This window comes from Pseudomonas sp. PIC25, from assembly GCF_002286785.1.
Lineage (GTDB): Bacteria > Pseudomonadota > Gammaproteobacteria > Pseudomonadales > Pseudomonadaceae > Pseudomonas_M.
Genome location: NZ_MUJY01000126.1, coordinates 54,309 through 79,094 on the forward strand (window position 1 = coordinate 54,309; position 24,786 = coordinate 79,094).

21 protein-coding genes are annotated in these 24,786 nt (G+C 64.1%); 7 read left to right on the plus strand and 14 right to left on the minus strand.

The window, feature by feature from the left end; all coding sequences use genetic code 11:
* Positions 1-18: 18 nt before the first annotated feature.
* The 7 genes from pilQ (at position 19) to hemE (ending at position 12,916) form a co-directional block, all read left to right on the plus strand.
* The gene (gene pilQ, locus BZL41_RS15685; RefSeq protein WP_095600167.1) at positions 19-2,148 is read left to right on the plus strand and encodes a type IV pilus secretin PilQ; all 2,130 of its coding nucleotides are present in this window, start codon (positions 19-21) and stop codon (positions 2,146-2,148) included.
* Between the two features lie 7 nt (positions 2,149-2,155).
* The gene (gene aroK, locus BZL41_RS15690) at positions 2,156-2,674 is read left to right on the plus strand and encodes a shikimate kinase AroK (RefSeq protein ID WP_095600168.1); all 519 of its coding nucleotides are present in this window, start codon (positions 2,156-2,158) and stop codon (positions 2,672-2,674) included.
* Positions 2,675-2,725: 51 nt separating this feature from the next.
* Complete coding sequence (gene aroB, locus BZL41_RS15695) at positions 2,726-3,832, plus strand: 3-dehydroquinate synthase (RefSeq protein WP_095600169.1); 1,107 nt, start codon at positions 2,726-2,728, stop codon at positions 3,830-3,832.
* Positions 3,833-3,839: 7 nt separating this feature from the next.
* A complete protein-coding gene (locus BZL41_RS15700) occupies positions 3,840-5,468 on the plus strand; it encodes an SPOR domain-containing protein (RefSeq protein WP_095600170.1) in 1,629 nt (542 codons plus the stop codon).
* A gap of 238 nt (positions 5,469-5,706) precedes the next feature.
* Entirely contained in the window at positions 5,707-10,155 is a 4,449-nt protein-coding gene (gene gltB, locus BZL41_RS15705; RefSeq protein WP_095600171.1) for a glutamate synthase large subunit, read from the plus strand.
* A 99-nt stretch (positions 10,156-10,254) separates the two neighbouring features.
* Entirely contained in the window at positions 10,255-11,673 is a 1,419-nt protein-coding gene (locus tag BZL41_RS15710; RefSeq protein WP_095600172.1) for an FAD-dependent oxidoreductase, read from the plus strand.
* A gap of 175 nt (positions 11,674-11,848) precedes the next feature.
* Positions 11,849-12,916, plus strand: coding sequence for a uroporphyrinogen decarboxylase (gene hemE, locus BZL41_RS15715; RefSeq protein ID WP_095600173.1), 1,068 nt, complete (start codon positions 11,849-11,851; stop codon positions 12,914-12,916).
* A gap of 37 nt (positions 12,917-12,953) precedes the next feature.
* Here hemE and BZL41_RS15720 read toward each other — a convergent pair whose 3' ends face one another.
* From BZL41_RS15720 to BZL41_RS15785, 14 genes are all read right to left on the minus strand, one after another.
* On the minus strand, positions 12,954-13,244 hold the full coding sequence (locus tag BZL41_RS15720; protein WP_095600174.1) for a hypothetical protein: 291 nt from the start codon (positions 13,242-13,244) through the stop codon (positions 12,954-12,956).
* A 128-nt stretch (positions 13,245-13,372) separates the two neighbouring features.
* Positions 13,373-13,699, minus strand: coding sequence for a cytochrome c (locus tag BZL41_RS15725; protein WP_095600175.1), 327 nt, complete (start codon positions 13,697-13,699; stop codon positions 13,373-13,375).
* Positions 13,689-14,132 carry an excinuclease gene (locus BZL41_RS15730; RefSeq protein WP_095600176.1) on the minus strand — a complete coding sequence of 148 codons (444 nt, stop codon included), beginning with the start codon at positions 14,130-14,132 and terminating at the stop codon, positions 13,689-13,691. Before BZL41_RS15730 ends, BZL41_RS15725 begins: the two co-directional genes overlap by 11 nt.
* 41 nt (positions 14,133-14,173) lie before the next feature.
* On the minus strand, positions 14,174-15,400 hold the full coding sequence (locus BZL41_RS15735; RefSeq protein WP_095600203.1) for a beta-ketoacyl-ACP synthase: 1,227 nt from the start codon (positions 15,398-15,400) through the stop codon (positions 14,174-14,176).
* Between the two features lie 8 nt (positions 15,401-15,408).
* A complete protein-coding gene (fabG, locus tag BZL41_RS15740) occupies positions 15,409-16,137 on the minus strand; it encodes a 3-oxoacyl-ACP reductase FabG (protein ID WP_095600177.1) in 729 nt (242 codons plus the stop codon).
* Complete coding sequence (locus BZL41_RS15745; RefSeq protein WP_095600178.1) at positions 16,130-16,585, minus strand: hotdog family protein; 456 nt, start codon at positions 16,583-16,585, stop codon at positions 16,130-16,132. Before BZL41_RS15745 ends, fabG begins: the two co-directional genes overlap by 8 nt.
* The gene (locus BZL41_RS15750; protein WP_095600179.1) at positions 16,582-17,787 is read right to left on the minus strand and encodes a beta-ketoacyl-[acyl-carrier-protein] synthase family protein; all 1,206 of its coding nucleotides are present in this window, start codon (positions 17,785-17,787) and stop codon (positions 16,582-16,584) included. Before BZL41_RS15750 ends, BZL41_RS15745 begins: the two co-directional genes overlap by 4 nt.
* Complete coding sequence (locus BZL41_RS15755; RefSeq protein ID WP_095600180.1) at positions 17,784-18,296, minus strand: DUF3261 domain-containing protein; 513 nt, start codon at positions 18,294-18,296, stop codon at positions 17,784-17,786. Before BZL41_RS15755 ends, BZL41_RS15750 begins: the two co-directional genes overlap by 4 nt.
* Positions 18,293-19,021, minus strand: coding sequence for a class I SAM-dependent methyltransferase (locus BZL41_RS15760; RefSeq protein ID WP_095600181.1), 729 nt, complete (start codon positions 19,019-19,021; stop codon positions 18,293-18,295). The genes BZL41_RS15755 and BZL41_RS15760 overlap by 4 nt, the downstream gene beginning before the upstream one ends.
* A 40-nt stretch (positions 19,022-19,061) precedes the next feature.
* Positions 19,062-20,300, minus strand: a complete 1,239-nt coding sequence (locus tag BZL41_RS15765) for an NAD(P)/FAD-dependent oxidoreductase (RefSeq protein ID WP_095600182.1) — start codon at positions 20,298-20,300, stop codon at positions 19,062-19,064.
* Positions 20,287-21,441: a sodium:proton antiporter gene (locus BZL41_RS15770; protein ID WP_095600183.1), complete on the minus strand. Its 1,155-nt coding sequence runs from the start codon at positions 21,439-21,441 to the stop codon at positions 20,287-20,289. The genes BZL41_RS15765 and BZL41_RS15770 overlap by 14 nt, the downstream gene beginning before the upstream one ends.
* Positions 21,438-23,765: an MMPL family transporter gene (locus tag BZL41_RS15775; RefSeq protein WP_095600184.1), complete on the minus strand. Its 2,328-nt coding sequence runs from the start codon at positions 23,763-23,765 to the stop codon at positions 21,438-21,440. The genes BZL41_RS15770 and BZL41_RS15775 overlap by 4 nt, the downstream gene beginning before the upstream one ends.
* Positions 23,755-24,348, minus strand: a complete 594-nt coding sequence (locus BZL41_RS15780) for an outer membrane lipoprotein carrier protein LolA (protein ID WP_095600204.1) — start codon at positions 24,346-24,348, stop codon at positions 23,755-23,757. The genes BZL41_RS15775 and BZL41_RS15780 overlap by 11 nt, the downstream gene beginning before the upstream one ends.
* Before the next feature lie 8 nt (positions 24,349-24,356).
* Positions 24,357-24,782 (minus strand): thioesterase family protein, encoded by a 426-nt coding sequence (locus tag BZL41_RS15785; RefSeq protein ID WP_084332892.1) that lies wholly within the window; start codon positions 24,780-24,782, stop codon positions 24,357-24,359.
* Positions 24,783-24,786: the final 4 nt, after the last annotated feature.

The window sequence follows — 24,786 nt, forward strand, 5'->3', positions numbered from 1 at the left end:
GCACAACGGAATCAGATAATGAACAGTTCCCTTTCGTTCCTCGGCATATCTCTCATGGCCGCCCTGATGTCGCCAGCGCTGCTGGCGGCAGATCTGAAAGCTCTGGATGTCGCGGCATTACCGGGCGATAAGGTCGAGCTTAAGCTGGTTTTCGATGAGCCGGTTCAGGCGCCGCGTGGCTACACTATTGAACAGCCGGCGCGCATCGCGCTCGATCTGCCAGGCGTGAGCAATAGGCTGGGTGCCAAAAACAAGGAAATTGGTGTGGGTAACGCTCGTAGCGTTACTGTGGTCGAAGCGAAAGACCGTACTCGCCTGATTATCAATCTAACGACACTTGCACCGTACAACACCCGTGTCGAAGGTAATAACCTCTTTGTCGTAGTTGGCGAAAGTGCTGCTCCCATGACGGCCGCCCGTACTGCCGTTTCGGCTCCGGTTCCCGTTCAGCCTGTCACCAAACCTTATATCCCGGTCGGACGCGCAATTAGTAATATCGACTTCCAGCGCGGTGAGCAAGGTGAAGGGAACGTCGTCATAGAGCTTTCTGACCCGTCCGTTAACCCGGATATTCAGGAGCAAGGTGGCAAGATTCGGCTGGATTTCCCCAAGACTCAGATTCCTGAGCAGTTGCGTGTTCGTCTCGATGTGAAGGATTTCGCCACGCCTGTCCAGTTCGTCAGTGCGACCGGTCAGGCCGATAAGTCTACGATTACCATTGAGCCGACAGGTTTCTATGACTACTTGGCATATCAGGCTGATAACAAACTGACGATCAGCGTCAAGCCGCTGACTCAGGATGACTTGGAAAAACGTAAAGCGGAACGCTTCACCTACTCCGGTGAGAAGTTGTCCTTGAATTTCCAAGATATTGACGTTCGCTCGGTTCTCCAATTGATCGCCGACTTTACCGATCTCAATCTGGTGGCGAGCGATACTGTGCAGGGCAATATCACATTGCGTTTGCAGAATGTTCCGTGGGATCAGGCTCTGGATCTCGTCCTCAAGACTAAGGGGCTGGATAAGCGCAAGATTGGCAATGTGCTGATGGTTGCTCCGGCTGACGAAATTGCAGCCCGTGAGCGACAAGAGTTGGAGGCGCAGAAGCAGGTTGCCGAGTTGGCTCCTCTTAAGAAGGATATTATTCAGCTAAATTATGCGAAGGCTTCTGATATCGCCAAGCTGTATGAGGATGACGCAGCAAAAGGGGCGTTAAAGGATGATATGAGAGGTTCGGTCATTTATGATGACAGAACTAATAGTCTTATTGTAACCCTGACGCAGGAGCGTATCGACGAGCTGCGCCGGATTATTACGCAGCTTGATATTCCTGTGCGTCAGGTAATGATTGAGGCTCGGATCGTCGAGGCGAACGTCGAGTATGGTAAGAATCTCGGTGTTCGCTGGGGAGGGGCGATTCGATCGGGAAATTGGAATACATGGGGTAAGGATGGAAATATTGGTATTGAAGATGGGGAGGAAGGTAGTTCCGGCAGCTGTGGCCCCTTCGCAGGAAATTGCACCTTGCCTACAACTGCCACAGGAAGTAACCCAACCCCGTTTGTCGATTTGGGCGCTACAACCAGTACTTCAGGGATTGGTATTGGGCTGATAACAAATAACGCCATTTTGGACCTTCAGCTTTCTGCGATGGAAAAATCTGGCAATGGTGAAATCGTATCTCAGCCAAAGGTGGTTACATCCGATAAGGAAACGGCAAAAATCTTGAAAGGCGAGGAAGTGCCTTACCAAGAGGCAAGCTCGAGTGGTGCAACATCAACCTCCTTTAAGGAAGCGGCTCTTTCGTTGGAGGTTACACCTCAAATCACCCCGGATAATCGAATTATCATGGAGGTGAAGGTGAATAAGGATGCTGCCGACTTTACCAGGGCTGTTAACGGGGTTCCTCCGATCAATAAAAATGAAGTGAATGCCAAGGTACTGGTCGCCGATGGTGAAACCATCGTAATTGGTGGTGTATTTACTAACACTCAACAAAAGAGTGTAGATAAGGTGCCGTTCCTTGGGGACTTGCCTTTCTTGGGGCGCATTTTCCGTCGGGATGAAATCACCGATAGTAAAACTGAGCTGCTTGTTTTCCTCACTCCGCGTATCATGAACAACCAGGCTATTGCTGTAGGTCGTTGAGCGCTCAGTGCGGAATGTGATCCTTGTAGGCCCGATGGGTGCTGGAAAGAGCACCATCGGGCGTTTGCTTGCCAAAGAGCTGCGTTTTCCGTTCAAGGATTCCGACAAGGAAATCGAGCAGCGGACGGGAGCCGATATTCCCTGGATTTTCGATGTCGAGGGGGAGCAGGGCTTTCGTGATCGGGAGCAGGCCATGCTTGCCGAGCTGTGCGATTTGGGTGGCGTGGTACTGGCTACCGGAGGTGGCGCGGTGTTGCGGCCGGAAAATCGGCAAGCGCTGCGGGCTGGCGGTCGTGTCGTGTACCTGTATACGTCGGTGGCTCAGCAGCTTGATCGAACGGCCAGGGACAGGAACCGCCCTTTGCTTCGCACAGCCGATCCAGGGGCTGTTCTGCGAGGTTTGATGGAGATCCGCGACCCGCTTTACCGCGAAATCGCGGATATCATCGTAGAGACCGATGAGCGACCGCCGCGGATGGTCGTGCAAGAAATTCTCGAGCGTCTGCAGTCTCTACCTCCCCGTTAAAGCGCAGGGCGATCTGCGCTATTCTAGGGCCCTTTCATTATCGGGGGCGTCATGCGGACTCTTCAGGTCGATCTCGGCGAGCGTAGTTATCCCATCCACATCGGTAAAGGTTTGCTGGCGCAGCCGGAACTGATCGTTCCCCATATCGCTGGTCGTCAGGTGGCCATCGTCACCAATGAAACCGTAGCTCCTCTCTATCTGGACCGATTGACTCAGGCGTTGGTTGGCTACAGTGTGACACCGATAGTTCTTCCTGACGGCGAGGCTTACAAGAATTGGGAAACGCTGCAGAGAATCTTCGATAGTCTTCTTGCCGAGCGCCATGATCGCCGAACGACCATCATCGCACTTGGAGGTGGTGTGATAGGGGACATGGCGGGATTTGCTGCCGCCTGTTATCAGCGCGGGGTCGATTTCCTTCAGGTTCCAACTACGCTGCTTTCACAAGTCGACTCGTCGGTAGGTGGCAAGACAGGTATCAATCACCCACTTGGCAAGAACATGGTGGGGGCCTTCTACCAGCCGAAGGCGGTCATCATCGATACGTCGACCTTGTCCACTTTGCCCGCTCGCGAGCTTTCCGCCGGTCTTGCTGAGGTCATCAAGTATGGCTTGATCTGCGACGAGCCGTTCCTCGGCTGGCTCGAAGAAAACATGTCGGCGCTGCGTGCGCTGGATTCGGCCGCGCTGACCGAGGCAATCGAGCGCTCCTGCGCGGCAAAGGCACGGGTCGTTGGTGTGGATGAGCGGGAGTCAGGGCTTCGGGCGATTCTCAATCTGGGGCATACCTTTGGCCATGCCATCGAAACGCATCAGGGGTATGGCGTCTGGCTGCATGGCGAGGCTGTGGCGGCCGGTACCGTGATGGCCCTGGAAATGTCGGCGCGGCTGGGTTGGATATCCGCCGAGGAACGGAATCGTGGGATTCGTTTGTTGCAGAGGGCTGGCTTGCCGGTCGTGCCGCCAGTGGACATGACGCCGGATGATTTTCTCGAGCATATGGCTGTGGACAAGAAGGTGCTCGACGGGCGTTTGCGCCTTGTGCTGGTGAGGCGGTTAGGGGATGCGGTCGTGACCAGCGATTTCCCGCAGGAGATTTTGCAAGCCACGTTGAGCGCCGATTACCGGACGCTGGTGGCTAAGCTCGGAGATGAATGAAAGCTCTATGACCAGTTTGCATGCTGACGAAGCCTATCTCAGCCATTACCAATTCAGTCACGACCCGTTTGCGGCACGGGTACCCGGCTTCAAGTTCTTTCCAGCACAGCGTAAGCCCGTGCTGGGGCAGTTGCATCATCTCGCCCGATACAGCCAGTTGCTGTTGGTCGTCAGCGGCCCTCATGGCAGTGGCAAGACGCTGCTGCGCCAGGCCTTGGTGGCCAGTACTAACAAGCAGGCTGTGCAGAGCGTGGTGGTCACGCCGCGTAACGAAGCCGGCATCGGGTTGGTTCAGCAGATTGCCCAAGGTTTAGGCGTAGCGTCGCCCGATCCCCGAGCCATTCTTGCCCAGGTGGCCCAGTTGGCGCTTACCGGACAGGAAGTCTACCTGCTGGTCGATGACGCGGAGGAGCTGGACGATGCGGCGCTGGAGCTGCTGCTCAGCCTGGCTGCGGGTAACGCGGAGGGGCGACCGCATGTCTTCCTGTTCGGCGAGCCCTCCGTCGTTTCGCGCCTCGAACGGTTGAGCGAGGATGAAGAGCGCTTCCATGTCATCGATTTGCAGCCTTATGAAGAAGAGGAAACCCGGGAATACCTGGCGCAGCGCCTCGAGGGGGCTGGGCGGGGGCTCGAGGTGCTCAGCGATGGGCAGATAGCCGAGATTCACCATCAGTCCGGTGGTTGGCCGGGCGGGGTCAATCAAGTGGCGAGGGATGTGCTGATCGAAGCCATGCTCGCCCAGCGCGGCTCGGCCCGGCGATCGGGGTTCGCTTTCAATCTGCCGAAGAAGCACCTGCTGGCATTGGTCGTGGTGTCTATCGGGGTTGGTGCGGCTTGGTTGATGCAGGGGCAGAGCGACAAGGTGCCTGAATCGACGCAAACGCAGTTGCCGCTTGGGCAGTCCCAGGCCCCAGCCTCCTCGGCAGAGGCGTCGGCTGCGGCAGCGTCTTCCAGCCAGGGGCAGGAGGCTCCGGCCATTGAGTTCGCTGGCTCGACGCAGCCACTTCCGTTGCCGTTGGTGGGTGAGGCTCAGCCGGTGATCCGTTCTCCCCTGGCGGAAGCGGCAGGACAGGCCGATGACGAAGAGGCGCCGGGCGCGACCATCGAGCTGCCGCCGTCTTCGGCGAGTGCGGTCTCGCCCGTGGACATCGTTCCGCCAGCGACGCCGGTGCCGACTCCTGCACCGGCACCCGTGCAATCCGCTCCTTTACCTCCGCCCAGTCAGCCCATTGCGGCGGTACCTCCGGCCCAACCTGCCAAGCCAGCGCCTGCCCCGGCCCCTGTTGCACCGCCGGCACCGAAGCCGACACCGGCTCCCGTCGCTGCCAAGCCGGCTGCCTCGGCAGCTGTCGCGGGTGGCGATTGGTATCGCGCCCAGGCTGGTTCCCGCTATGCGTTGCAAGTCCTGGGGACGCGTTCGGAAAATAGCGCCAAGAGTCTCGTCAGCGAACTCGGCGGCCAGTACCACTATTTCAAGAAGATGCACCAGGGGCAGCCGCTCTATGTGGTTACCTATGGCAGCTTCGACAGCCGGAATGCCGCGCAGGCCGCCATAAAGGGACTTCCTGCCAAGGTTCAGGCAGGCAAGCCGTGGCCTCGGAGTTTCGCCAGCATCCAGCAGGAAATGGCTCGCTAAGCACTTCCTGCACTCTCTGACCGGTCGGTCGCTAGCACGACCTTCCGGTCTCTTCCTTCGCTTTCGCGACATATGTTTTCATTGATTCGTCACGAAGATTTGTGACCCCGTTGGGGGATGTGTACAATGACCTCCCTTTTGCCTGCGCAAAGCTGGTGCATGCTCCTGCGCGCGTATTAAGCGGTTGAATTACAAAGCAATTCGCCTTTGTAAAAAGGCAGTCTGGTGAGAGTTCCCTATGAAAGCAGGTCTGTACCATCCTGATGAGTTCAAGGATAACTGCGGCTTCGGCTTGATCGCCCACATGCAGGGTGAGGCAAGCCACCACCTGTTGCAGACTGCCATTGAAGCCCTGACCTGCATGACCCACCGCGGTGGGATCAATGCCGACGGAAAGACGGGCGATGGTTGTGGTCTGCTGATTCAGAAGCCGGACGAGTTCCTCCGTGCGGTGGCCAAGGACGCCTTCTCCGTTGAGCTGCCCCAGCAATATGCCGTGGGCATGGTGTTCTTCAATCAGGACCCGGCCAAGGCGGAGCAGGCCCGCGCCAACATGAACCAGGCCATCGAAGCGGAAGGCCTGACCCTGATCGGCTGGCGCAAAGTGCCGGTCGATACCAGCGTACTCGGTCGCCTCGCGCTCGAACGCCTGCCCCAGATCGAGCAGGTTTTCATTGGCGGCGAAGGGCTGTCCGACCAGGCGTTCGCCATCAAGCTCTTCTGCGCCCGTCGCCGCTCCTCGGTGGCCAATGCTGAGGACGTCGATCACTACATCTGCAGTTTCTCGCACAAGACCATCATCTATAAGGGCCTGATGATGCCGGCCGACCTGGCTGCGTTCTATCCGGACCTGGGCGATCCGCGCCTGAAGACCGCAATCTGCGTCTTCCACCAGCGCTTCTCCACCAACACCCTGCCGAAGTGGCCGCTGGCGCAGCCGTTCCGCTTCCTCGCGCATAACGGTGAGATCAACACCATCACCGGCAACCGAAACTGGGCCCAGGCCCGTCGCACCAAGTTTGCCAACGAGCTGATCCCCGATCTCGACCAGTTGGGCCCGCTGGTCAACCGCGTCGGCTCCGACTCATCCAGCATGGACAACATGCTCGAGCTGATGGTCACCGGCGGCATCGACCTGTTCCGCGGCGTGCGCATGATCATTCCGCCGGCGTGGCAGAACGTCGAGACCATGGACGCCGATCTGCGTGCCTTCTACGAATACAACTCCATGCACATGGAGCCCTGGGACGGCCCGGCCGGCGTGGTGCTGACCGACGGCCGCTATGCCGTCTGCCTGCTGGACCGCAACGGCCTGCGTCCGGCGCGCTGGGTCACCACCAAGAACGGTTACATTACCCTGGCGTCGGAGATCGGCGTGTGGGACTACCAGCCGGAAGACGTCATCGCCAAGGGGCGCGTCGGTCCGGGCCAGATCCTCGCCGTGGACACCGAGACCGGCCAGGTCCTCCACACCGAAGACATCGACAACCGCCTGAAGTCGCGCCACCCGTACAAGCAGTGGCTGCGCAAGAGCGCTGTGCGCATCCAGGCACGCCTGGACGACCAGGACTACGGTTCGCCGTTCTACGACGCCGACCAGCTCAAGCAGTACATGAAGATGTTCCAGGTCACCTTCGAAGAGCGTGACCAGGTGCTGCGTCCGCTCGGCGAGCAGGGCCAGGAAGCCGTGGGTTCCATGGGCGACGACACGCCGATGGCGGTGCTGTCCAAGCGTGTGCGCTCGCCGTACGACTATTTCCGCCAGCAGTTCGCGCAGGTGACCAATCCACCGATCGACCCGCTGCGCGAAGCGATCGTCATGTCCCTGGAAATCTGCCTGGGTGCCGAGCGCAACATCTTCAGCGAGTCGCCTGAGCACGCGACCCGCGTGATTTTGAGCAGTCCGGTGATTTCGCCGGCCAAGTGGCGCGCCTTGATGACCATGGACCGCCCCGGCTTCGAGCGCTATGTCATCGACATGAACTACGACGAGTCCGTCGGTCTCGAGGCGGCCGTGCGCAACATGGCCGATCAGGCCGAGGAAGCCGTGCGCTCCGGTAAGGTCCTGCTGGTGCTCTCCGACCGCCACATTACGCCCGGCAAGCTGCCGGCCCATGCTGCGCTGGTTACCGGCGCCGTCCACCATCGCCTGGTGGAGAAGGGCCTGCGTTGCGATTGCAACATCCTGGTCGAGACCGCCACGGCCCGTGACCCGCACCATTATGCGGTGCTGGTGGGCTTCGGCGCGTCGGCCGTCTACCCCTTCCTCGCCTACGAGGTATTGGGCGATCTGATCCGCACCGGTGAAGTGCTGGGCGATCTGTTCGAAGTGTTCAAGCACTACCGCAAGGGCATCACCAAGGGCCTGTTGAAGATCCTGTCGAAGATGGGTATCTCCACCATCGCCTCGTATCGTGGTGCCCAACTGTTCGAGGCCGTAGGCCTGTCGGACGAGGTCACCGAGTTGTGCTTCCGTGGCGTTGCCAGCCGGATCAAGGGTGCGCGTTTCGTCGATATCGAGGCGGAGCAGAAGGCCCTGGCATTCGAGGCCTGGAACAACCGCAAGCCAATCCAGCAGGGCGGTCTGCTCAAGTTCGTCTATGGCGGCGAGTACCACGCCTACAACCCGGACGTGGTGAATGCGCTGCAGGCCGCCGTGCAGCAGGGCAGCTACGAGAAGTTCAAGGAATACACCGCGCTGGTGGATAACCGCCCGGTGGCGATGATCCGCGACCTGCTCAAGGTGAAGCCGGCCGCCCAGCCGTTGGCGTTGGAGGAAGTGGAGCCGCTGGAGTCCATCCTCAAGCGCTTCGACTCCGCCGGTATTTCCCTCGGCGCGCTGTCGCCGGAAGCCCACGAGGCGCTGGCCACGGCGATGAACCGCCTGGGCGCGCGCTCCAACTCCGGCGAGGGCGGTGAAGACCCGGCCCGTTACGGCACCGAGCGCAGCTCGAAGATCAAGCAGGTCGCCACCGGTCGCTTCGGGGTGACGCCGGAATATCTGGTCAACGCCGAAGTCCTGCAGATCAAGGTAGCCCAGGGTGCCAAGCCCGGTGAGGGTGGCCAGTTGCCGGGCGGCAAGGTCAACGGCCTGATCGCTCGCCTGCGCTATGCGGTGCCCGGTGTGACGCTGATTTCGCCGCCGCCGCACCACGACATCTATTCCATCGAAGACCTTGCGCAGTTGATCTACGACCTTAAGCAGGTCAACCCGCAGGCACTGGTTTCGGTGAAGCTGGTGGCCGAACCCGGTGTCGGCACCATTGCTGCCGGCGTGGCCAAGGCCTATGCCGACCTGATCACCATTTCCGGCTACGACGGCGGTACCGGCGCTTCGCCGATCACCTCCATCAAATACGCCGGCAGTCCCTGGGAGCTCGGTCTGGCGGAAACCCACCAGACCCTGCGTGGCAACGACCTGCGCGGTAAGGTCCGGGTCCAGACCGACGGCGGTCTGAAGACCGGCCTCGATGTGATCAAGGCCGCGATTCTCGGCGCCGAGAGCTTCGGTTTCGGTACTGCGCCAATGATCGCCCTGGGCTGCAAATACCTGCGCATCTGCCATCTGAACAACTGCGCCACCGGTGTCGCCACCCAGAACGACAAGCTGCGCAAGGACCACTTCATCGGCACCGTCGACATGGTGGTGAATTTCTTCACCTATGTTGCCGAGGAAACCCGTGAGTGGCTGGCCAGACTGGGCGTTCGCAGCCTCGGCGAGCTGATCGGCCGTACCGACCTGCTGGAAGTCCTGCCGGGTGAAACCGAGAAACAGCAGCATCTGGACCTCAGTCCGCTGCTTGGCAGCGATCTGATCCCGGCCGACAAGCCGCAGTTCTGCCAAGTCGAGAAGAACCCGCCGTTCGACCAGGGCCTGCTGGCCGAGAAGATGGTCGAGCTGGCGAAAGAAGCCATCGCGGCGAAGAGCGGCGGCGAGTTCGAGTTGGAAATCTGCAACTGCGACCGTTCCATCGGTGCACGGGTATCCGGCGAGATCGCCAAGGCCCACGGCAACCAGGGCATGGGCGACGCACCGGTCACCTTCCGCTTCAAGGGCACCGCCGGGCAGAGCTTCGGCGTGTGGAACGCCGGCGGCCTGAACCTATACCTGGAAGGCGATGCCAACGATTACGTCGGCAAGGGCATGACCGGCGGCAAGCTGGTGATCACCCCGCCGCAGGGCAGCCCGTTCAAGTCCGAGGAGTCGGCGATCATCGGCAACACCTGCCTCTATGGCGCGACTGGCGGCAAGCTGTTCGCCGCTGGTACTGCGGGTGAGCGTTTCGCCGTGCGCAACTCCGGCGCCCATGCGGTGGTGGAGGGCACTGGCGACCACTGCTGCGAATACATGACCGGCGGTTTCGTCTGCGTGCTCGGCAAGACCGGCTACAACTTCGGTTCGGGCATGACCGGTGGTTTCGCCTACGTGCTCGACCTCGACAACAGCTTCTACGACCGGGTAAACCACGAGCTGGTGGAAATCCAGCGGATCAACAACGAGTCGATGGAGGCCTACCGCAGCCACCTGCAGCGCGTGCTCGCCGAGTACGTGCAGGAGACCGGCAGCGAGTGGGGCCGCAACCTGTCGGAGAACCTGGACGACTACGTGCGCAAGTTCTGGCTGGTCAAGCCGAAGGCCGCGAGCCTGGCGTCGTTGTTGTCGACCACCCGGGCGAATCCGCAATAAGACAGCCGCAAGCCGCGGGTCCCGAAAGGGGCTCGCGTAACCGTGATAAGTCTTGCAGCTTGCAGCTTGAAGCTCGCCGCTGCTGTAACGAGGTTTCAAATGACTGAACGTCTGAATAACGACTTCCAGTTCATCGAGGTCGGGCGCAAGGACCCGAAGAAGAAGCTGCTGCGCCAGCGCAAGAAGGAATTCGTCGAGATCTACGACCTGTTCAAGCCGCAGCAGGCGGCGGACCAGGCCCATCGCTGCCTGGGTTGCGGTAACCCGTACTGCGAGTGGAAGTGCCCGGTGCACAACTTCATCCCGAACTGGTTGAAGCTGGTGTCCGAGGGCAACATCCTGGCGGCGGCCGAGCTGTCGCACCAGACCAACACCCTGCCGGAAGTCTGTGGCCGCGTTTGTCCGCAGGACCGTCTCTGCGAAGGTGCCTGCACCCTGAACGACGGCTTCGGCGCGGTGACCATCGGTTCGGTGGAGAAATACATCACCGACACCGCCTTCGCCATGGGCTGGCGGCCGGACATGTCCAAAGTCAAGCCGACCGGCAAGCGTGTCGCGGTGATCGGTGCCGGTCCGGCCGGTCTTGGCTGTGCCGACGTGCTGGTGCGCAACGGCGTGACCCCGGTGGTCTTTGACCGCAATCCGGAGATTGGCGGCCTGCTGACCTTCGGCATTCCCGAGTTCAAGCTGGAAAAGACCGTGATGAGCCGCCGCCGTGAAGTCTTCACCGGCATGGGCATCGAGTTCCGCCTCAATACCGAGGTGGGCAAGGACATCACCATCGACCAGTTGCTCGCCGAGTACGATGCCGTGTTCATGGGCATGGGCACCTACACCTACATGAAGGGCGGTTTCCCCGGCGAGGACCTGCCGGGTGTCTACGACGCGTTGGACTTCCTGATCGCCAACGTCAACCGCAACCTCGGCTTCGAAAAGTCGGCGGACGATTTCATCGACATGAAGGGCAAGAAGGTCGTGGTGCTGGGCGGTGGCGATACCGCGATGGACTGCAACCGCACCTCCATCCGCCAGGGCGCGAAGAGCGTGACCTGTGCCTATCGTCGCGACGAAGAGAACATGCCGGGTTCGCGCCGCGAGGTGAAGAACGCCAAGGAAGAGGGCGTGAAGTTCCTCTTCAACCGCCAGCCCATCGCTATCGTCGGCGAAGACAAGGTGGAAGGCGTGAAGGTGGTCGAGACCCGTCTCGGCGAGCCGGATGCTCGCGGCCGTCGCAGTCCCGAGCCGATTCCAGGTTCCGAGGAGATTCTGCCGGCCGACGCGGTGGTGATCGCCTTCGGCTTCCGCCCGAGCCCGGCTCCCTGGTTCGAGCAGTTCGAGATCAAGACCGACAGCCAGGGCCGAGTGGTCGCACCGGAGCAGGGGCAATTCAAGCACCAGACCAGTAACCCGAAGATTTTCGCCGGCGGCGACATGGTGCGGGGCTCCGACCTGGTGGTGACGGCGATCTTCGAAGGCCGCCAGGCCGCCGAGGGTATCCTCGACTACCTGGGCGTCTGACGATGCAGCGGCAAGCTATGAGCGGCAAGTAAAAGCGGAAAAGCCCTAGACTGGCCTCGCTTGCAGCTCTCGCGAAGCGAGACAAATCGCCGCAATGGACAAAAGGCACGGCACTCGCCGTGCCTTTTGCTTTCCGCTCTGCGAAAATGCCCGCACTTTTTTGTTGGACACTGCCATGACCGCTCTGAAGAACGATCGCTTCCTTCGCGCCCTGCTCAAGCAACCCGTGGATGTCACCCCCGTCTGGATGATGCGCCAGGCCGGACGTTATCTCCCCGAGTATCGCGCCACTCGGGCCAAGGCCGGCGACTTCATGAGTCTGTGCATGAACCCGCAACTGGCCTGCGAGGTCACCTTGCAGCCGCTGGACCGCTACCCGCAGATCGACGCGGCGATTCTCTTCTCCGACATCCTCACCGTACCCGATGCCATGGGGCAGGGGCTGTACTTCGAGACCGGCGAAGGCCCGCGCTTCAAGAAGGTGGTGTCCAGTGCTGCGGACATCGAGGCCTTGCCGATTCCCGATGCGGAAAAAGACCTGGGCTACGTCATGGATGCGGTGCGCACCATCCGCCGCGAACTGAATGGCCGGGTGCCGCTGATCGGCTTCTCCGGCAGCCCCTGGACCCTGGCTACCTACATGGTGGAAGGCGGCTCGTCGAAGGACTTCCGCAAATCCAAGGCGATGGTCTATGACAACCCGCAAGCCATGCACGCCCTGCTGGATAAGCTGGCGCAGGCGGTGACCGCCTACCTGAACGGCCAGATCGAAGCCGGTGCCCAGGCGGTGCAGATTTTCGATTCCTGGGGCGGCAGCCTGTCGGCGGCGGCCTATCAGGAATTTTCCCTGGCTTACATGAAGAAGATCGTCGCCGGGCTGATCCGCGAGCGCGAGGGGCGGCGCGTTCCGGTGATCCTGTTCACCAAGGGCGGCGGCTTGTGGCTGGAGTCCATGGCCGACAGCGGCGCCGAGGCCCTTGGCCTGGATTGGACCTGCGACATCGGCAGCGCCCGCGCCCGCGTCGGTGCCAAGGTGGCGTTGCAGGGCAACATGGACCCTTCGGTGCTCTATGCCAATCCGGCGGCGATCCGTGCCGAGGTGACGCGCATCCTGGCCAGCTACGGCGAGGGCACCGGGCACGTATTCAACCTCGGCCACGGCATCACTCCGGAAGTCGATCCGGCCAATGCCAAGGCGTTCTTCGAGGCGGTCCACGAACTGTCCGGCCAGTACCACCGCTGAGCCTTCGTGGCCGGCTCTTCGCCCGAAGCGCCGGCCATCAGGGCTGTTGGTAATGGCCCTGCGTGGTGCCCGGTTCGTGTTCGCGAACCAGTTTGGTGACCCGGATATCCGTGATTCCCACGATTTGGGCCTGGCGTAGCAACTCTTCCTCCGAGGCATCGGGCGCGGGCATCACCAGGCTGTTTTCCGCATCGGCCTGGTGCAGTTCCATCAGATATCGCGCGGCCCGCTCCCGCGGAAAGCGTTCGCTATCCGCTTCGACGATTTGCGCACGCGGGTCGTTCTTGTAGATGTAGTTGATCTCGAATTTGTGCTGGTGGCTGAACATTGGAGCTCCTCGTCGAGGGACGGATGATGGCGCCGGGGCGCACTCTTCTGTTGACTCGATGGGGGGCTGCGGGGTTCGCGCAGAAAGACGAACGCCCCGGCGAGCGGGGCGTTCGGCTTGCGGTGTCGTCAAGGCTGGCGCAGCGAGCGCACGTAGTGCACCAGTGCCTGCTGCTCGGCATCGTCGAGCTTTTCGGCGAAGGCCGGCATGGCGCGGGGGCCCTTGCGGATCGCTTCGAGGATGTCCTCGTCGCTTTCCCGCTCCTGCCATCTCGTCTTGCTCAGGTTCTGGGCGAAGAACAGGTAGCCGCGCCAGGTCTTGGCCCGGCCGTCGTCGCCGTGGCAGCGGGCGCAGTGCTGGCGATACAGCGCTTCGCCGTCCACTTCGGCCTGGGCCAGCGGAGCGAGGGCAATCAGGCTGGCGGCCAGCATCAGATCCCAGGCTTTACTGGACATTGGCCAACTGCCCCTTGAGTGCCACCCCGGCCATCAGGGCACCGGCATGGCACTCGTACTTCGCTGAGTCCTTGTACTCCTTGTTCTTGTAGTTGCTGGCAATGTTCACCACAGCGTTGGCGCCGGCGGCCTTGGCCGCCTGCTGCAGGCGGATCAGGGCGGATTGCAGCACCCAGCGACAGGCGACCTCGTCGCTCTTGTTGAAGGCGTTGGTCTTCTGGCTGGTGGTGATGTTCGGGTTGACCACCGTGACCTTGCCGGCCGGCTGGTTGCCGGCCAGGTAGAACTTCACGCTGCCGTCCAGGCGGCCGGCCTGGGTGGCTTCCTCCACCACACTGGCGAAGTCCAGGTAGTGGGTGGTATCGCGTGCCTGGCTGATCCCCGGTAAAGCGCAGAGCATGAGGGCGGCGCCTATCCATGTTGCTTTCTTCATTGTTGTCTCCTTGCGGTGTGGGTGAATCCGTTTGCCGCCGCTCAACTCCAGCGGCGGAAGATCAGCGAGGTGTTCACCCCGCCGAACGCGAAATTGTTGTTCATCACGTAGCCATGGCTCATGTGCCGCGGCTCGCCCATCAGGTAATCGAGTTCGCCGCAGCGTGGGTCGACTTGTTCCAGGTTCAGCGTGTGGATGTAGCGGTCGCGGTTCATCATTTCGATGCTGAACCAAGACTCCAGCGCGCCGCAGGCGCCCAGGGTGTGGCCGAGGAAGCTCTTCTGCGAGCTGATCGGCATGCGACTGCCGAACAACTCCTGGGTGGCCAGGGTCTCGGCGATATCGCCCTGCTCGGTAGCGGTGCCGTGGCCGTTCACATAGCCGATGGCCTCCGGCGCCAGCCCGGCATCCTCCAGCGCCAGTTCCATGGCGCGGCGCATGGTCGCCTGCTCCGGCTTGGTGATGTGCTGGCCGTCGGCGTTGCTGCCGAAACCGACGATCTCCGCGTGGATGCGCGCACCGCGGGCCAGGGCGTGTTCCAGCTCTTCCAGCACCAGCATGCCGGCGCCTTCGCCGATGACCAGGCCATCGCGGCCACTGTCATAGGGGCGCGGCGAGGTATGCGGCGCGTCGTTCTTCAGGCTGGTGGCGTAGAGTGCGTCGAACACCATGGCCTCGGTGGGACAGAGTTCTTCGGCGCCGCCGGCAACCATCATCGGCAGGCGGCCGAACTTGATCGCCTCGTAGGCATAGCCGATACCCTGGCTGCCGCTGGTACAGGCGCTGGAGGTGGGGATCACCCGGCCCTTGAGGCCGAAGAAAATACTGATATTGGCCGCCGTGGTGTGCGGCATCATGCGCACGTAGGAGTTGGCATTGAGCCCGTCCGCCACTGAGTTGAGCAGCATGTTGCCGAACGCCTTGACCTCGTCGGTACTGCCAGTGGACGAGCCGCTGGCCACGCCCATGCGGCCGTCCTGGATGCATGTGTCGCCGAGCAGACCGGCGTCTTCCAGGGCGCGCTCCGCCGCCGCTACCGACAGCCGCGACACCCGGCCCATGCTGCGCAGTTGTTTGCGGGTCCAGTGACGGGGCACGGCGAAGTCGTCGATCGGCCCGGCCAGGCGGGTGTTCAGCTCGGTGTAGCGATCCCACTCGTCCATGCGGCGGATGCCGCTGCGATTGGCGACGAAGTTCGCCTCGATCGTCGCCCAGTCGTTGCCCAGGGCGGTGATGCCGGCCATGCCGGTCACCACCACACGCTTCAAGGAAGCCATCAGCACAGCCCTCCGTTCACTGCGAGGACTTGGCGGGTAATGTAGGCCGCCTCCTCGGACATCAGGAAATTCACCGCCCCGGCCACTTCTTCCGGCGTGCCCATGCGCTGGGCCGGGATCATCTTCAGCAATTCTTCCACCGGCACCTGTTCGTCCAGCATGTCGGTGTCGATCAGCCCCGGCGCCACGCAGTTGACGGTGATCCGGCGCTTGCCCAGTTCGATGGCCAGGGCCTTGGCCGCGCCAATGACGCCGGCCTTCGAAGCGCTGTAATTGACCTGCCCGCGATTACCGATCAGCCCGGATACCGAGGTGATGCAGACGATCCGGCCTGGCTGGCGGCGGCGGATCATCGGCATGATCAGCGGGTGCAGCACGTTGTAGAAGCCGTCGAGGTTGGTGCGCAGCACCGCATCCCAGTCCTCGTCGGTCAGCGCCGGAAAGGCGCCGTCGCGGGTCAGGCCGGCGTTGCAGACCACGCCGTAATAGGCGCTGTGGTTCGCCACGTCGGCTTCCAGGGCGGCCCGGCAGGCATCGCGGTCGGCGACGTCGAACTGCAGGATGCGGGCCTGGCGGCCGAGGGTTTCGATTTCGGCACGGACCGCTTCGGCTTCGTCGCGGCGCGAGCGGCAGTGCAGCACCAGGTCGTACCCGGCGCGCGCCAGGCGCAGGGCGATGGCGCGGCCGATGCCGCGGCTGGAGCCGGTTACCAGAATCGGATCAGTCATGAGCGGGCTCCTGAAGATAGCGGGCCACTTCCGGTGGCCGGAACACATTGAGTCGGGCGAATGCCTCGATGCCGGGGCCGCTCAGCCGGCACTCGAAAACGCCCATGCCGTTGTCGTCCTGCAGCGAACGGGTCGCATGAATGCGCAGGTCGGCACCGGCGACGAAGGCTTCGACATTGCATTGGTAGCTGCGGGTACCAAGCAGGAAGCCCAGTTCCACCGGCTCGCCGCGCAGGCGGGCCTGGCAGCCGGCATAGGCGGCCACGCTCTGGGCCATCAGCTCGACGCCGACCCAGGCCGGCAGGCTGCCGTCCTCGCGGTTGAACAGGCCGCCGGGGCGCACGGTGGCGCGGGTCTCCACGTCTTCGTCGCCGAAGCGCTCCACCGCATCGAGCAGAATCATGTCGCCGGCATGCGGCAGGAGTTCGGCGATCGGCCAGTCGCTCATGCGTCCCCCAGAATCAGGCTGATGTTATTGCCGCCGAAGGCGAAGGAATTGCTCATCAGGTAGCGCTGCCGTTCGCCGAGGCGGGTGTCGTCATCGACGAAGGCCAGCGGCGCCAACTGCGGGTCGGCGGCGCCGTCCCAGCGGTGCGGCGGTAGCCGGCCGTCGCGGTTATCCGTGCTCAGGCTCAGCCAGCAGAGCGCCGCTTCCAGCGCGCCGGCGGCGCCGAGGGTGTGGCCGGTGAGTGGCTTGGTGGACGAGCAGGGCACGCCGCCGGGGAACACCGCATGCACGGCCAGGCTCTCCATGGCGTCGTTGTGCAGCGTGGCGGTGCCGTGCAGGTTCAGGTAGCCGATCTGCCCGGCCTCCAGCCTGGCGTCGGCCAGCGCCTTGAGCATCGCCTGGCTGGCGCCGCGGCCTTCCGGCTCCGGGGCGGAGATGTGGTGGGCATCGGAGCTGGCGCCGGCGCCGAGTAGTGCGATCAGGGGTGTCTGGCCCGGCTCGCGGATCAGCGGCTCTTTGGTCATGAGAAAGAGCGCCGCCGCTTCGCCGATATTGATGCCGTTGCGATTCGCGGAAAACGGGTTGCAACGCTGGGCGGAGACCGCTTCCAGGGAGCCGAAGCCTTGCAGGGTCAGGCCGCAGAGCGAATCCACGCCGCCACACAGCACGGCGTCGCAGATGTTCAGGTCGAGCAGCCGGCGCGCGCTGAGCAGGGCCCGGCCGCTGGAAGTGCAGGCGGTGGAAATGGCGTAGGTCGGGCCGTCGAGCTGCAGCCACTCGGCGAGGAAGGCGGCGGGCGCGGCCAGTTCCTGCTGGCGGTAGCGGTAGTCGTCGGGGAAATGGCCGTCCTGCAAATAGCGGGCGATGCCGCCGGTGGCTTCGTGAATGCCGGAGGTGCTGGTGCCGAGCACCACGCCGATGCGCCCCCGGCCGTAGCGGGCGATGGCCTGGCGGATATCCGCTTCGATTTCCAGGGCGGCGGCCAACAGCAGCCGGTTGTTGCGCGTCGCATGATCGGCCAGGCCGTCGGGGATTCCCGGCAACGGGGCGTCCACGGCGCCGACCAGCAACGGACCTTCGCTGCGCCAGCCGTGCTGTTCGCGCAGGCCGGAAACATCGCCGGCGAACAGCCGCTCGGCCACGGCGCGTTTGCCGCTGCCGAGGGCGCAGATCACTCCGAGGGCGTTCAGGTAGGCGGTCATGGTGTGGCTCCTCGCTCATGCGCGGGGAGCGCAGTGACGCGGTAATGCAGGCCGTCGGCGGCCACCAGGTCGAAATCCAGCGGTGCGCGGTAGGCCACTCGCCAGCGTGGCTGGCCATTGTCGAACAGCTGCCGCGCCTTGTCGTCGGCCGTCCAGCGGACCGACGGATAGCGTTGCGCAAGTTCCTCGGTCGGCGTCAGGGCGAACAGCAGGGCGGCGAACAGCTCGCGCGCCTCCGGGTTCGGCGGGAGCAGGCCGTCGTTTTGCCAGTCTTGTTGCACCAGCCGCTGCCGGGCTCGGGGGATGCCCAGCGGGTCCAGCAGCGACCAGCGTAGTGCGCCGTCTTCCCGTTGCACCACCAGCAGCCAGTCCTGGCGCTGGTCGTCCTGCTGGCGCAGCACATGCAACTGCAACGGCCAGTCGAGCGCCGGGGCAGCCTCGGGCAAGGGCGCCTGATGACTACAGGCACCGAGCAGCAGGGCGAGGAGCAGTGGCCAGCAACGGATCATCGGACCGGCGTCTCCAAGGGTTTGCGCACCGCCGCGTTCACCAGGGTTTCCTCGCGCTGGCCGAACGGCTTGGGCTTGCGGATGCCCCAGCGTTCCAGCAGGCCGAAGTCGGTCGACCGGCTCCACCAGAGGTAGGGGTAGGAAACATTCTTTTCGCCGAACGCGAACCCCTGCCGGCGCAGCATATCGAGGTACTCGTCGGCGCTTTTCTGCACGTGCATCGGATGGCGGAACAGCCAGCGGATCACCCAGGTGTCGATGTAGGCCTTGGTCGACTCGGCGAACAGCAGCCAGCCGCCGGGCTTGAGCACGCGCCAGAACTCGGCGAGGGCCTGTTCCTGCTCCACCAGGTGATGAAAGGTCTGGTGGCAGAACAACAGGTCGACACTGGCATCGGGCAGTTGGATGGCCGCGCAGTCGCTGGCGATCAGCTCGACGTCCAGCGCCTGCCGCCCGGCCTCGGCGCGGGCGCAATCGAGGCTGTGCGGATCGGCATCGAGACCGATGAGCCGGGCTGGCTGGAAGGCATCCGCCAGCAGGCGGAAGGACTTGCCCTGGCCGCAGCCGGCATCCAGCAGCACGGGGCGCTCCGGCAGCGGCCTGTCGATCAGCCGCAGCAGGTCGTCGATCGCCACGCGCAGCACGTGGTGCTGCCAGGTGTGGCTCTGCAGGAACCAGAACCCGAAGCGGGTTTCTTCGACGTAGGTAGGGGCGGCGCGGTCCATGGATGTCCTTATCGGCGGTGTGGCGTTCATCGGTTGGCCCTTACTGCGCACACAGTTCGGCCAACACCCGCAAGCGTCGCTGGGGCTCGGCGACATAGGGATTGCTTTCGTCCCAGGCGTAGCCGGCGAGGATCGAGCAGATCATCCGGCGGATTTCCGGCGAACCGTTGCGGTGGAAGATGACGTCCTGGAAGCGGCCATCGTACCAACCCTCCACGTAGGCCCGGAAGGCATCCACGCCACGTTTGAGCGGTACGGCGAACTGTGTCTGCCAATCCACCGGCTCGCCCTGCAACTGGCGGTGCAGTAGGCCCGCGGCCATGCTGGCCGAGCGCATGGCGATGGTCACGCCGGAAGAGAACACCGGGTCGAGGAATTCCGCTGCGTTGCCCAGCAGGGCGAAACCGCGGCCATGCAGGGTCTTCACGTTTGCCGAATAGCCGCCCAGGCTGCGCGCCGGGGTATCCCAGACGGCATTCTCCAGTACCCGCGCCAGGCTCGGCGTTTCATCGACGAACTGGCGCAGGCAGGCGTCGAGGTCCTGGGGCCGGCCCTGATAATGAGTGGCGTCGGCGACCACGCCGAGGGAGCATCGGCCGTTGCTGAAGGGAATGGTCCAGAACCAGATGTCGCGGTGCTGCGGGTGGATGGTGATGAGAATCTTGTCGCGGTCGAAGGCGGAGCCGGCAATGCGGTCCTCGATGTGGGTGAACACCGCCTGGCGCACCGGGAAGGCCGACGGCGCCTCCAGGTCCAGCAGCCGCGGCAGGACCCGGCCGTAGCCGCTGGCATCGAGGACGAAGGCGGACTCCACCCGGTACTCGCTGCCATCCGCCCGGCGCACGCGCAGGCACGGGCAATCGCCGTCGAAGTCGGCGGCGACGATCTCTTCCTCGTAGCGGATTTCCACACCCTGACGGGCTGCGTCGTCGGCCAGCACCTGATCGAACTGGGCGCGCTGCACCTGGAAGGTCCAGCCGTGGCCTTCGGTGAATTTGTCGCGGAAATCGAAGTCGGTGTAGCGCTCGTTCCAGGCGAAGGCCGCGCCGTTCTTGCGCTGGAAACCCGCCGCTTCGACCGCCTCGAGCATGCCGGCTTCCTCGACGAAGTCCAGGCAGTGGGATAGCAGGCTCTCGCCGATGGAGAAGCGCGGGAAGCGCTGGCGTTCCAGTACCAGCACGTCGTTTCCCTGGCGCTTGAGCAAGGCTCCCGCGATCGCGCCGGAAGGGCCGGCGCCGATGATCACGACTTCTCGTTGTTGCGTCTCAAGCTGCGCCATAGGGCCTCCTGGCTTGCTGTTCTTCTTGGGGTTGGCGGATGCCGAGCAGGGTCGGCAGCAGGGTGGAAAACAGGCTCATGAGCAGCAGGCCGAAGTAGGCCCGCTCGTCGATCAGCCGCTGTTGCAGCAGCAGATTGAGGAAAACGATTTCGGTCAGCCCGCGGATATTCAGCAGCAGGCTTTCGCGCCATTTCATGCCGGCCGGGGCTTGGCGGTCGGCCCAGTGCAGGCCGAGCCAGTTGCCGGCCACCTTGCTCGCCACCGGCAGCACCAGCAGCACGCCGAGGTGCAGCCAGGACGAGCCCTGCCAGGCCTCGCGGAAATTCACTTGCAGCACGCCGAATGTGAGGATCAGCGGGATCGCCACCCCGTTCAGCAGCCAGAACCAGTGGCGCGGCGCCAGCGGCAGGCGGAACGGCTGGCGTAGCGCGGCGAGGCAGAGCAGGTAGCCGATGCCGAACAGTAGCGCGTTCAGGTGCAACTGCTGGAACAGCAGCATCAGGGCGAAGAATGGCAGGCTGAAGGCGAGGTCGTGGCGCAGGCGCAAACCGCGCAGCACCAGTGGCAGTACGGCGGCCAGCAGGGGCCAGAGCAGGCGTTCCGGCTGGGCGCTGCCCTGGGCGAGGGCGAACAGGCCCCAGCAGGCCAGGTCCATGAGGATTGCCGCGTGCAGCAGGCGCCGTGTCGCCGCCAGCGGATAGCCGATGTTTTGCAGGTACAGGTAGAGCACCGGGATGGCGGTGATGGAAAACAGCAGGCCGATGCCCAGCGCACTCAGCCAGCCGGCCGAGGGCAGCAGCCAGCCGGCGCAGGCCAGGCCGCAGAAGAAGGGGACCAGGAAACTCGGCAGGGCGATCTTCAGGCTCTGCGGGTTGAATTCCAGGTCGACCACGTCGCCGAGGATGTAGCCCAGCAGCAGGGCGAAGCAGAGTCCGTACAGGCCATTCAACCAGGCCGGTGCGAGTAGCTCGGCGGCACTCAACCCGGCATGCGGTTCGATCCAGCCGAGCAGCAGCGCCGGTATCCCCAGGCTGGCCAGCAGTAACTGGCTGACGATGGGGAACAGGCCCAAACGCCGGCCCAGCAGCAGGGCGGCGGCATAGAGCACGAGTGCCAGCAGCCAGAACAGGGCGACGCTCATTGCGCACCTCCGGCTGCACGGCGGTGGCCTTCGCCAGCCCAGGGCGCAAGCAGGAAGCTGAACACCAGGCCGAGGCTCACCGCCAGGCCGAAGTTGCTCACCGCCGGGGTGCTGGAGAGCGCCAGGAGACCGAACGACAACCAGGTGGTGAAGGCCGCCAGGGCGTTGCCCAACAGGCTGACGGCCGCGCCGCCGACGCGCTCGCGCATCAGGATCGCGTAATCCACGCCGATCGCCGTGACCAACAGCAGACCGAACAGGCCGAACAGCGTCAGCGGCTGGCCGATCCAGCCCAGCGTGGCCAGCGCGGCGGTTGCCGACAGCAACGGCATGGCGACGACCCGCGCGGCGCCGCGCAGGCCGAACGGCAGGCTCAGCAGCGTGACGATCAGGATGCAGGACAGCAGCTTGAGTTCGCTGGCGGTCCACTGCGCGGCGGTGAAACTACGGTTGAGCTGGCCGAGGCGATCGATCAGTCGGACGCCGTCCAGCCCTTCGCTCAGTGCGCTCAGCCCGTTCGTGTCGTGCAAGCCTTGCAGGCTGACCAGCCCGGCCACGCCGCCATCGCTTTCGCCCAGCCACAGAGGCCGCCAAGCCTCGCCAAGCGGCCCTGCCAGGATGGCGGGGATGTCCAGAACCGGGAGGTTGCGCAGACTGTCCAGCTCGCGTTCGAGGGCTTCGCGCGGGACGCCGAGGTCGAGCAGCGGCTGCCAGTGCTCGGGCAGCCTATCCAGTGCCTGGCGCAGACGCTCCTGTTCCGCCGCCGGGGCGATCAACTGACTGAGCGCCAGGTAGCCACCGAGCCGCCCGTCTGTGATCAGTGCGTCGAGGCGCTGGCTCAGTTGGGCCTGACGCTCGAGTAACTGCTGCGGGTCGGCGGCGTGCACCAGGAAGAACTGGCTGGTGGGGCGCTGGCCGGTCAGGCGGGCGATGGCGTTGGCTTCGTCCAGTAGCTGCGGCGAGGTAGCGACCCACTGGCGAAGGTCATGGGTCAGGTTCAGACGCCACAGGCCGCTCGCGCAGAAGGCCAGCAGCAGGGCCAGCAGAGCGACCGATGGCACGCGCCGCAGCAGGCGTTGGCGCAGGTTCCAGGCGCGCTCCGCCAGAATAAGCGGCGCCGACCTGGGACTGAGGTCGAGGCCGGCGAACAGTGCGGGCAGCAGGCACAAGGTACAGAGGAAGGCGGTGAGCAGGCCGGCGGCGGAGAAGATCGCGATCTGCTTGAGCGCCGGGAAGGGGGCGAACGCCAGGGCGAGGTAGCCGATCAGGTTGGTCGCCAGGCTCAAGGCGAGGCCCGGCAAGGTGGCGCGTAGCGCACCCCAGGCGCTCCAGGGACGCAGCGCCCAGCTCTTCGACAGGTAATGCAGCGGTGGGTCGATGGCCACGCCGATCAGGCTGCCGCCGAGCACCAGGGTGATCACATGAATCTGGCCGAACAGCGCGACGCAGGCCACCGCTCCGCCGAGCAGGCCGCAGAGCACCGGGAGGATCGCCAGCAACACGCGGGCGCGGCGGAACGCCAGCAGCAACAGCAGCACCGCGCCCAGGCTGGCGCCGCCGCCGATCCAGCTCATTTCGCGGGTGGCCTGCCGCTGGCTGGCGGCCGCATGCAGCAGGCCACTGGCGGCGAGCAGCCGGCCACCGTTCGCTTTGGTCTCGCGACGGGTCGCGTCAACCAGCGCCTCCACCTGCAACGGCAAATCGAGGTTGAAGGCATCGGCCCGGGTGCGGGCGCGTACCAGGGCCCACTGCAAATCCTCGGCTTCGATCAGCAGCGCGCCGCTGGCCAGGTCCACCTGCAAGGCGCCCTGGGGGGGCAGATGGTTCTGGATGCGTTCGGCCAGCCCGAACCAGTCTTGGTCGCTGGCCAGCAGGCGGCTGCCGGCGAAGGTGTCGAACAGCGACTGTACGCGCTGCTGGATGAACGCCTGGGGCTGTTCGATCAGTTGGCGTCGGTCGTCCTCGCCGAGCAGGGCGAGCCGGCCGTTCAGCAGTTGTCGGCGCAGTGCGGGCAGGTCCGCTTGCAGACTGCCTTGTACGCTTTCGAACGCCCCGCTGCCTTGCCAGTGCCGCTCCAGCCGCTGGGCCGCTTCGGTCGCCTGTTCGCGTTGCGGATAGCCGAGCAGCACCAGCAGTTCGCGGTTGAGCGGCTCCTGCATGCGCTGTTCGGCCTGTTGCTGCACGGCATCGCGCGGCGCGCCGGGCACCAGTTCCATCAGGTCGGTGGACAACGGCGGGCCATGGCGCCACTGCCAGACGGCCAGCGCGAGCAGCGCCAGCAGGCCGAGCAGGAACAGGCGGGGCAGCAGGCGCTCAGTCGGCAAAGTCGGCGCGCTCCGCGTCGTTCAGCGCTGTGCCGGGCTGGCTGTCGGGCAATTGCAGGACGGTGCGATCTCCTTGCGTTTCCCAAAGCTCGATGCGCCGGACCAGGGCACTGCCGCTGATCTCGATGCGCTCGAAGATCTGCTTGAGCAGGGCCGAGCGCGGCGTCAGGCGCAGTTGCCAGTCGTCTTCCGTGCCGCTCAGCGCCAATTCGAAATCGCGTTGCAGGCCGCTGCTGTCGCCTTGCAGCACGGCGAGGAACAGGCGGTTCTGCCGGGCGGCGGCGCTCTGCTGCGGCAGGCGTTGCCAGCCCTGGGCGCCGCGCTGGGCGATGCCGTCGTCGTCGATGCGGTAGTCCTGGCGGATCGGGCTGTTCAGCAGCCAGAGCAGGCCATGCCCCTTGGCCAGGACGAAGCGGCCCTGGCTGACAAGGGGCTGGGGCAGGGCGCGCAGGTACTTTTCCTGGATGAAAGGTCCGCGAACCACCTCCGGCGCGGCGAGCCGGGCGCTGAGCCGGTCGAGGTCGAAGGCCCAGGCGCCGGTGCTCAGGCACAGGGTCGCGAGCAGGCTGACGGCGCGGAGCATCAGGCCGTTCACGCCAGTGCCCTCTCCACCGCCTCGACGAACACGGTCGGCGAGGCCAGCAGCATTTCCCGCGTGGCGATTTCCACCGCCACCTGCACCGTGCTGCCGCGGGTCATCCGTTCGCCGGTCTCGGCGTCGGTGATGAGGTAGTTGATCTTCAGCCGGTTTTCCCACTCCACTAGGTCGGCGCGGACGCTGAGGCGCTGGCCGAAGCGCGCGCCGCGCACGTAGCGCAGCTGCAGGTCGATGATCGGCCAGGCGTAGCCGGCGTCGCGCATCTGCACGTAGTTATGGCCGATGCGGTCGAGCAGGGCGCAGCGGGCGACTTCCAGGTATTTGACGTAGTGGCCGTGCCAGACCACGTCCATCGAGTCCACGTCGAAGAAGGGCACGAGGATTTCCACCTCGGCCTGCAGTACGCCGTCCTTACGCATGGGC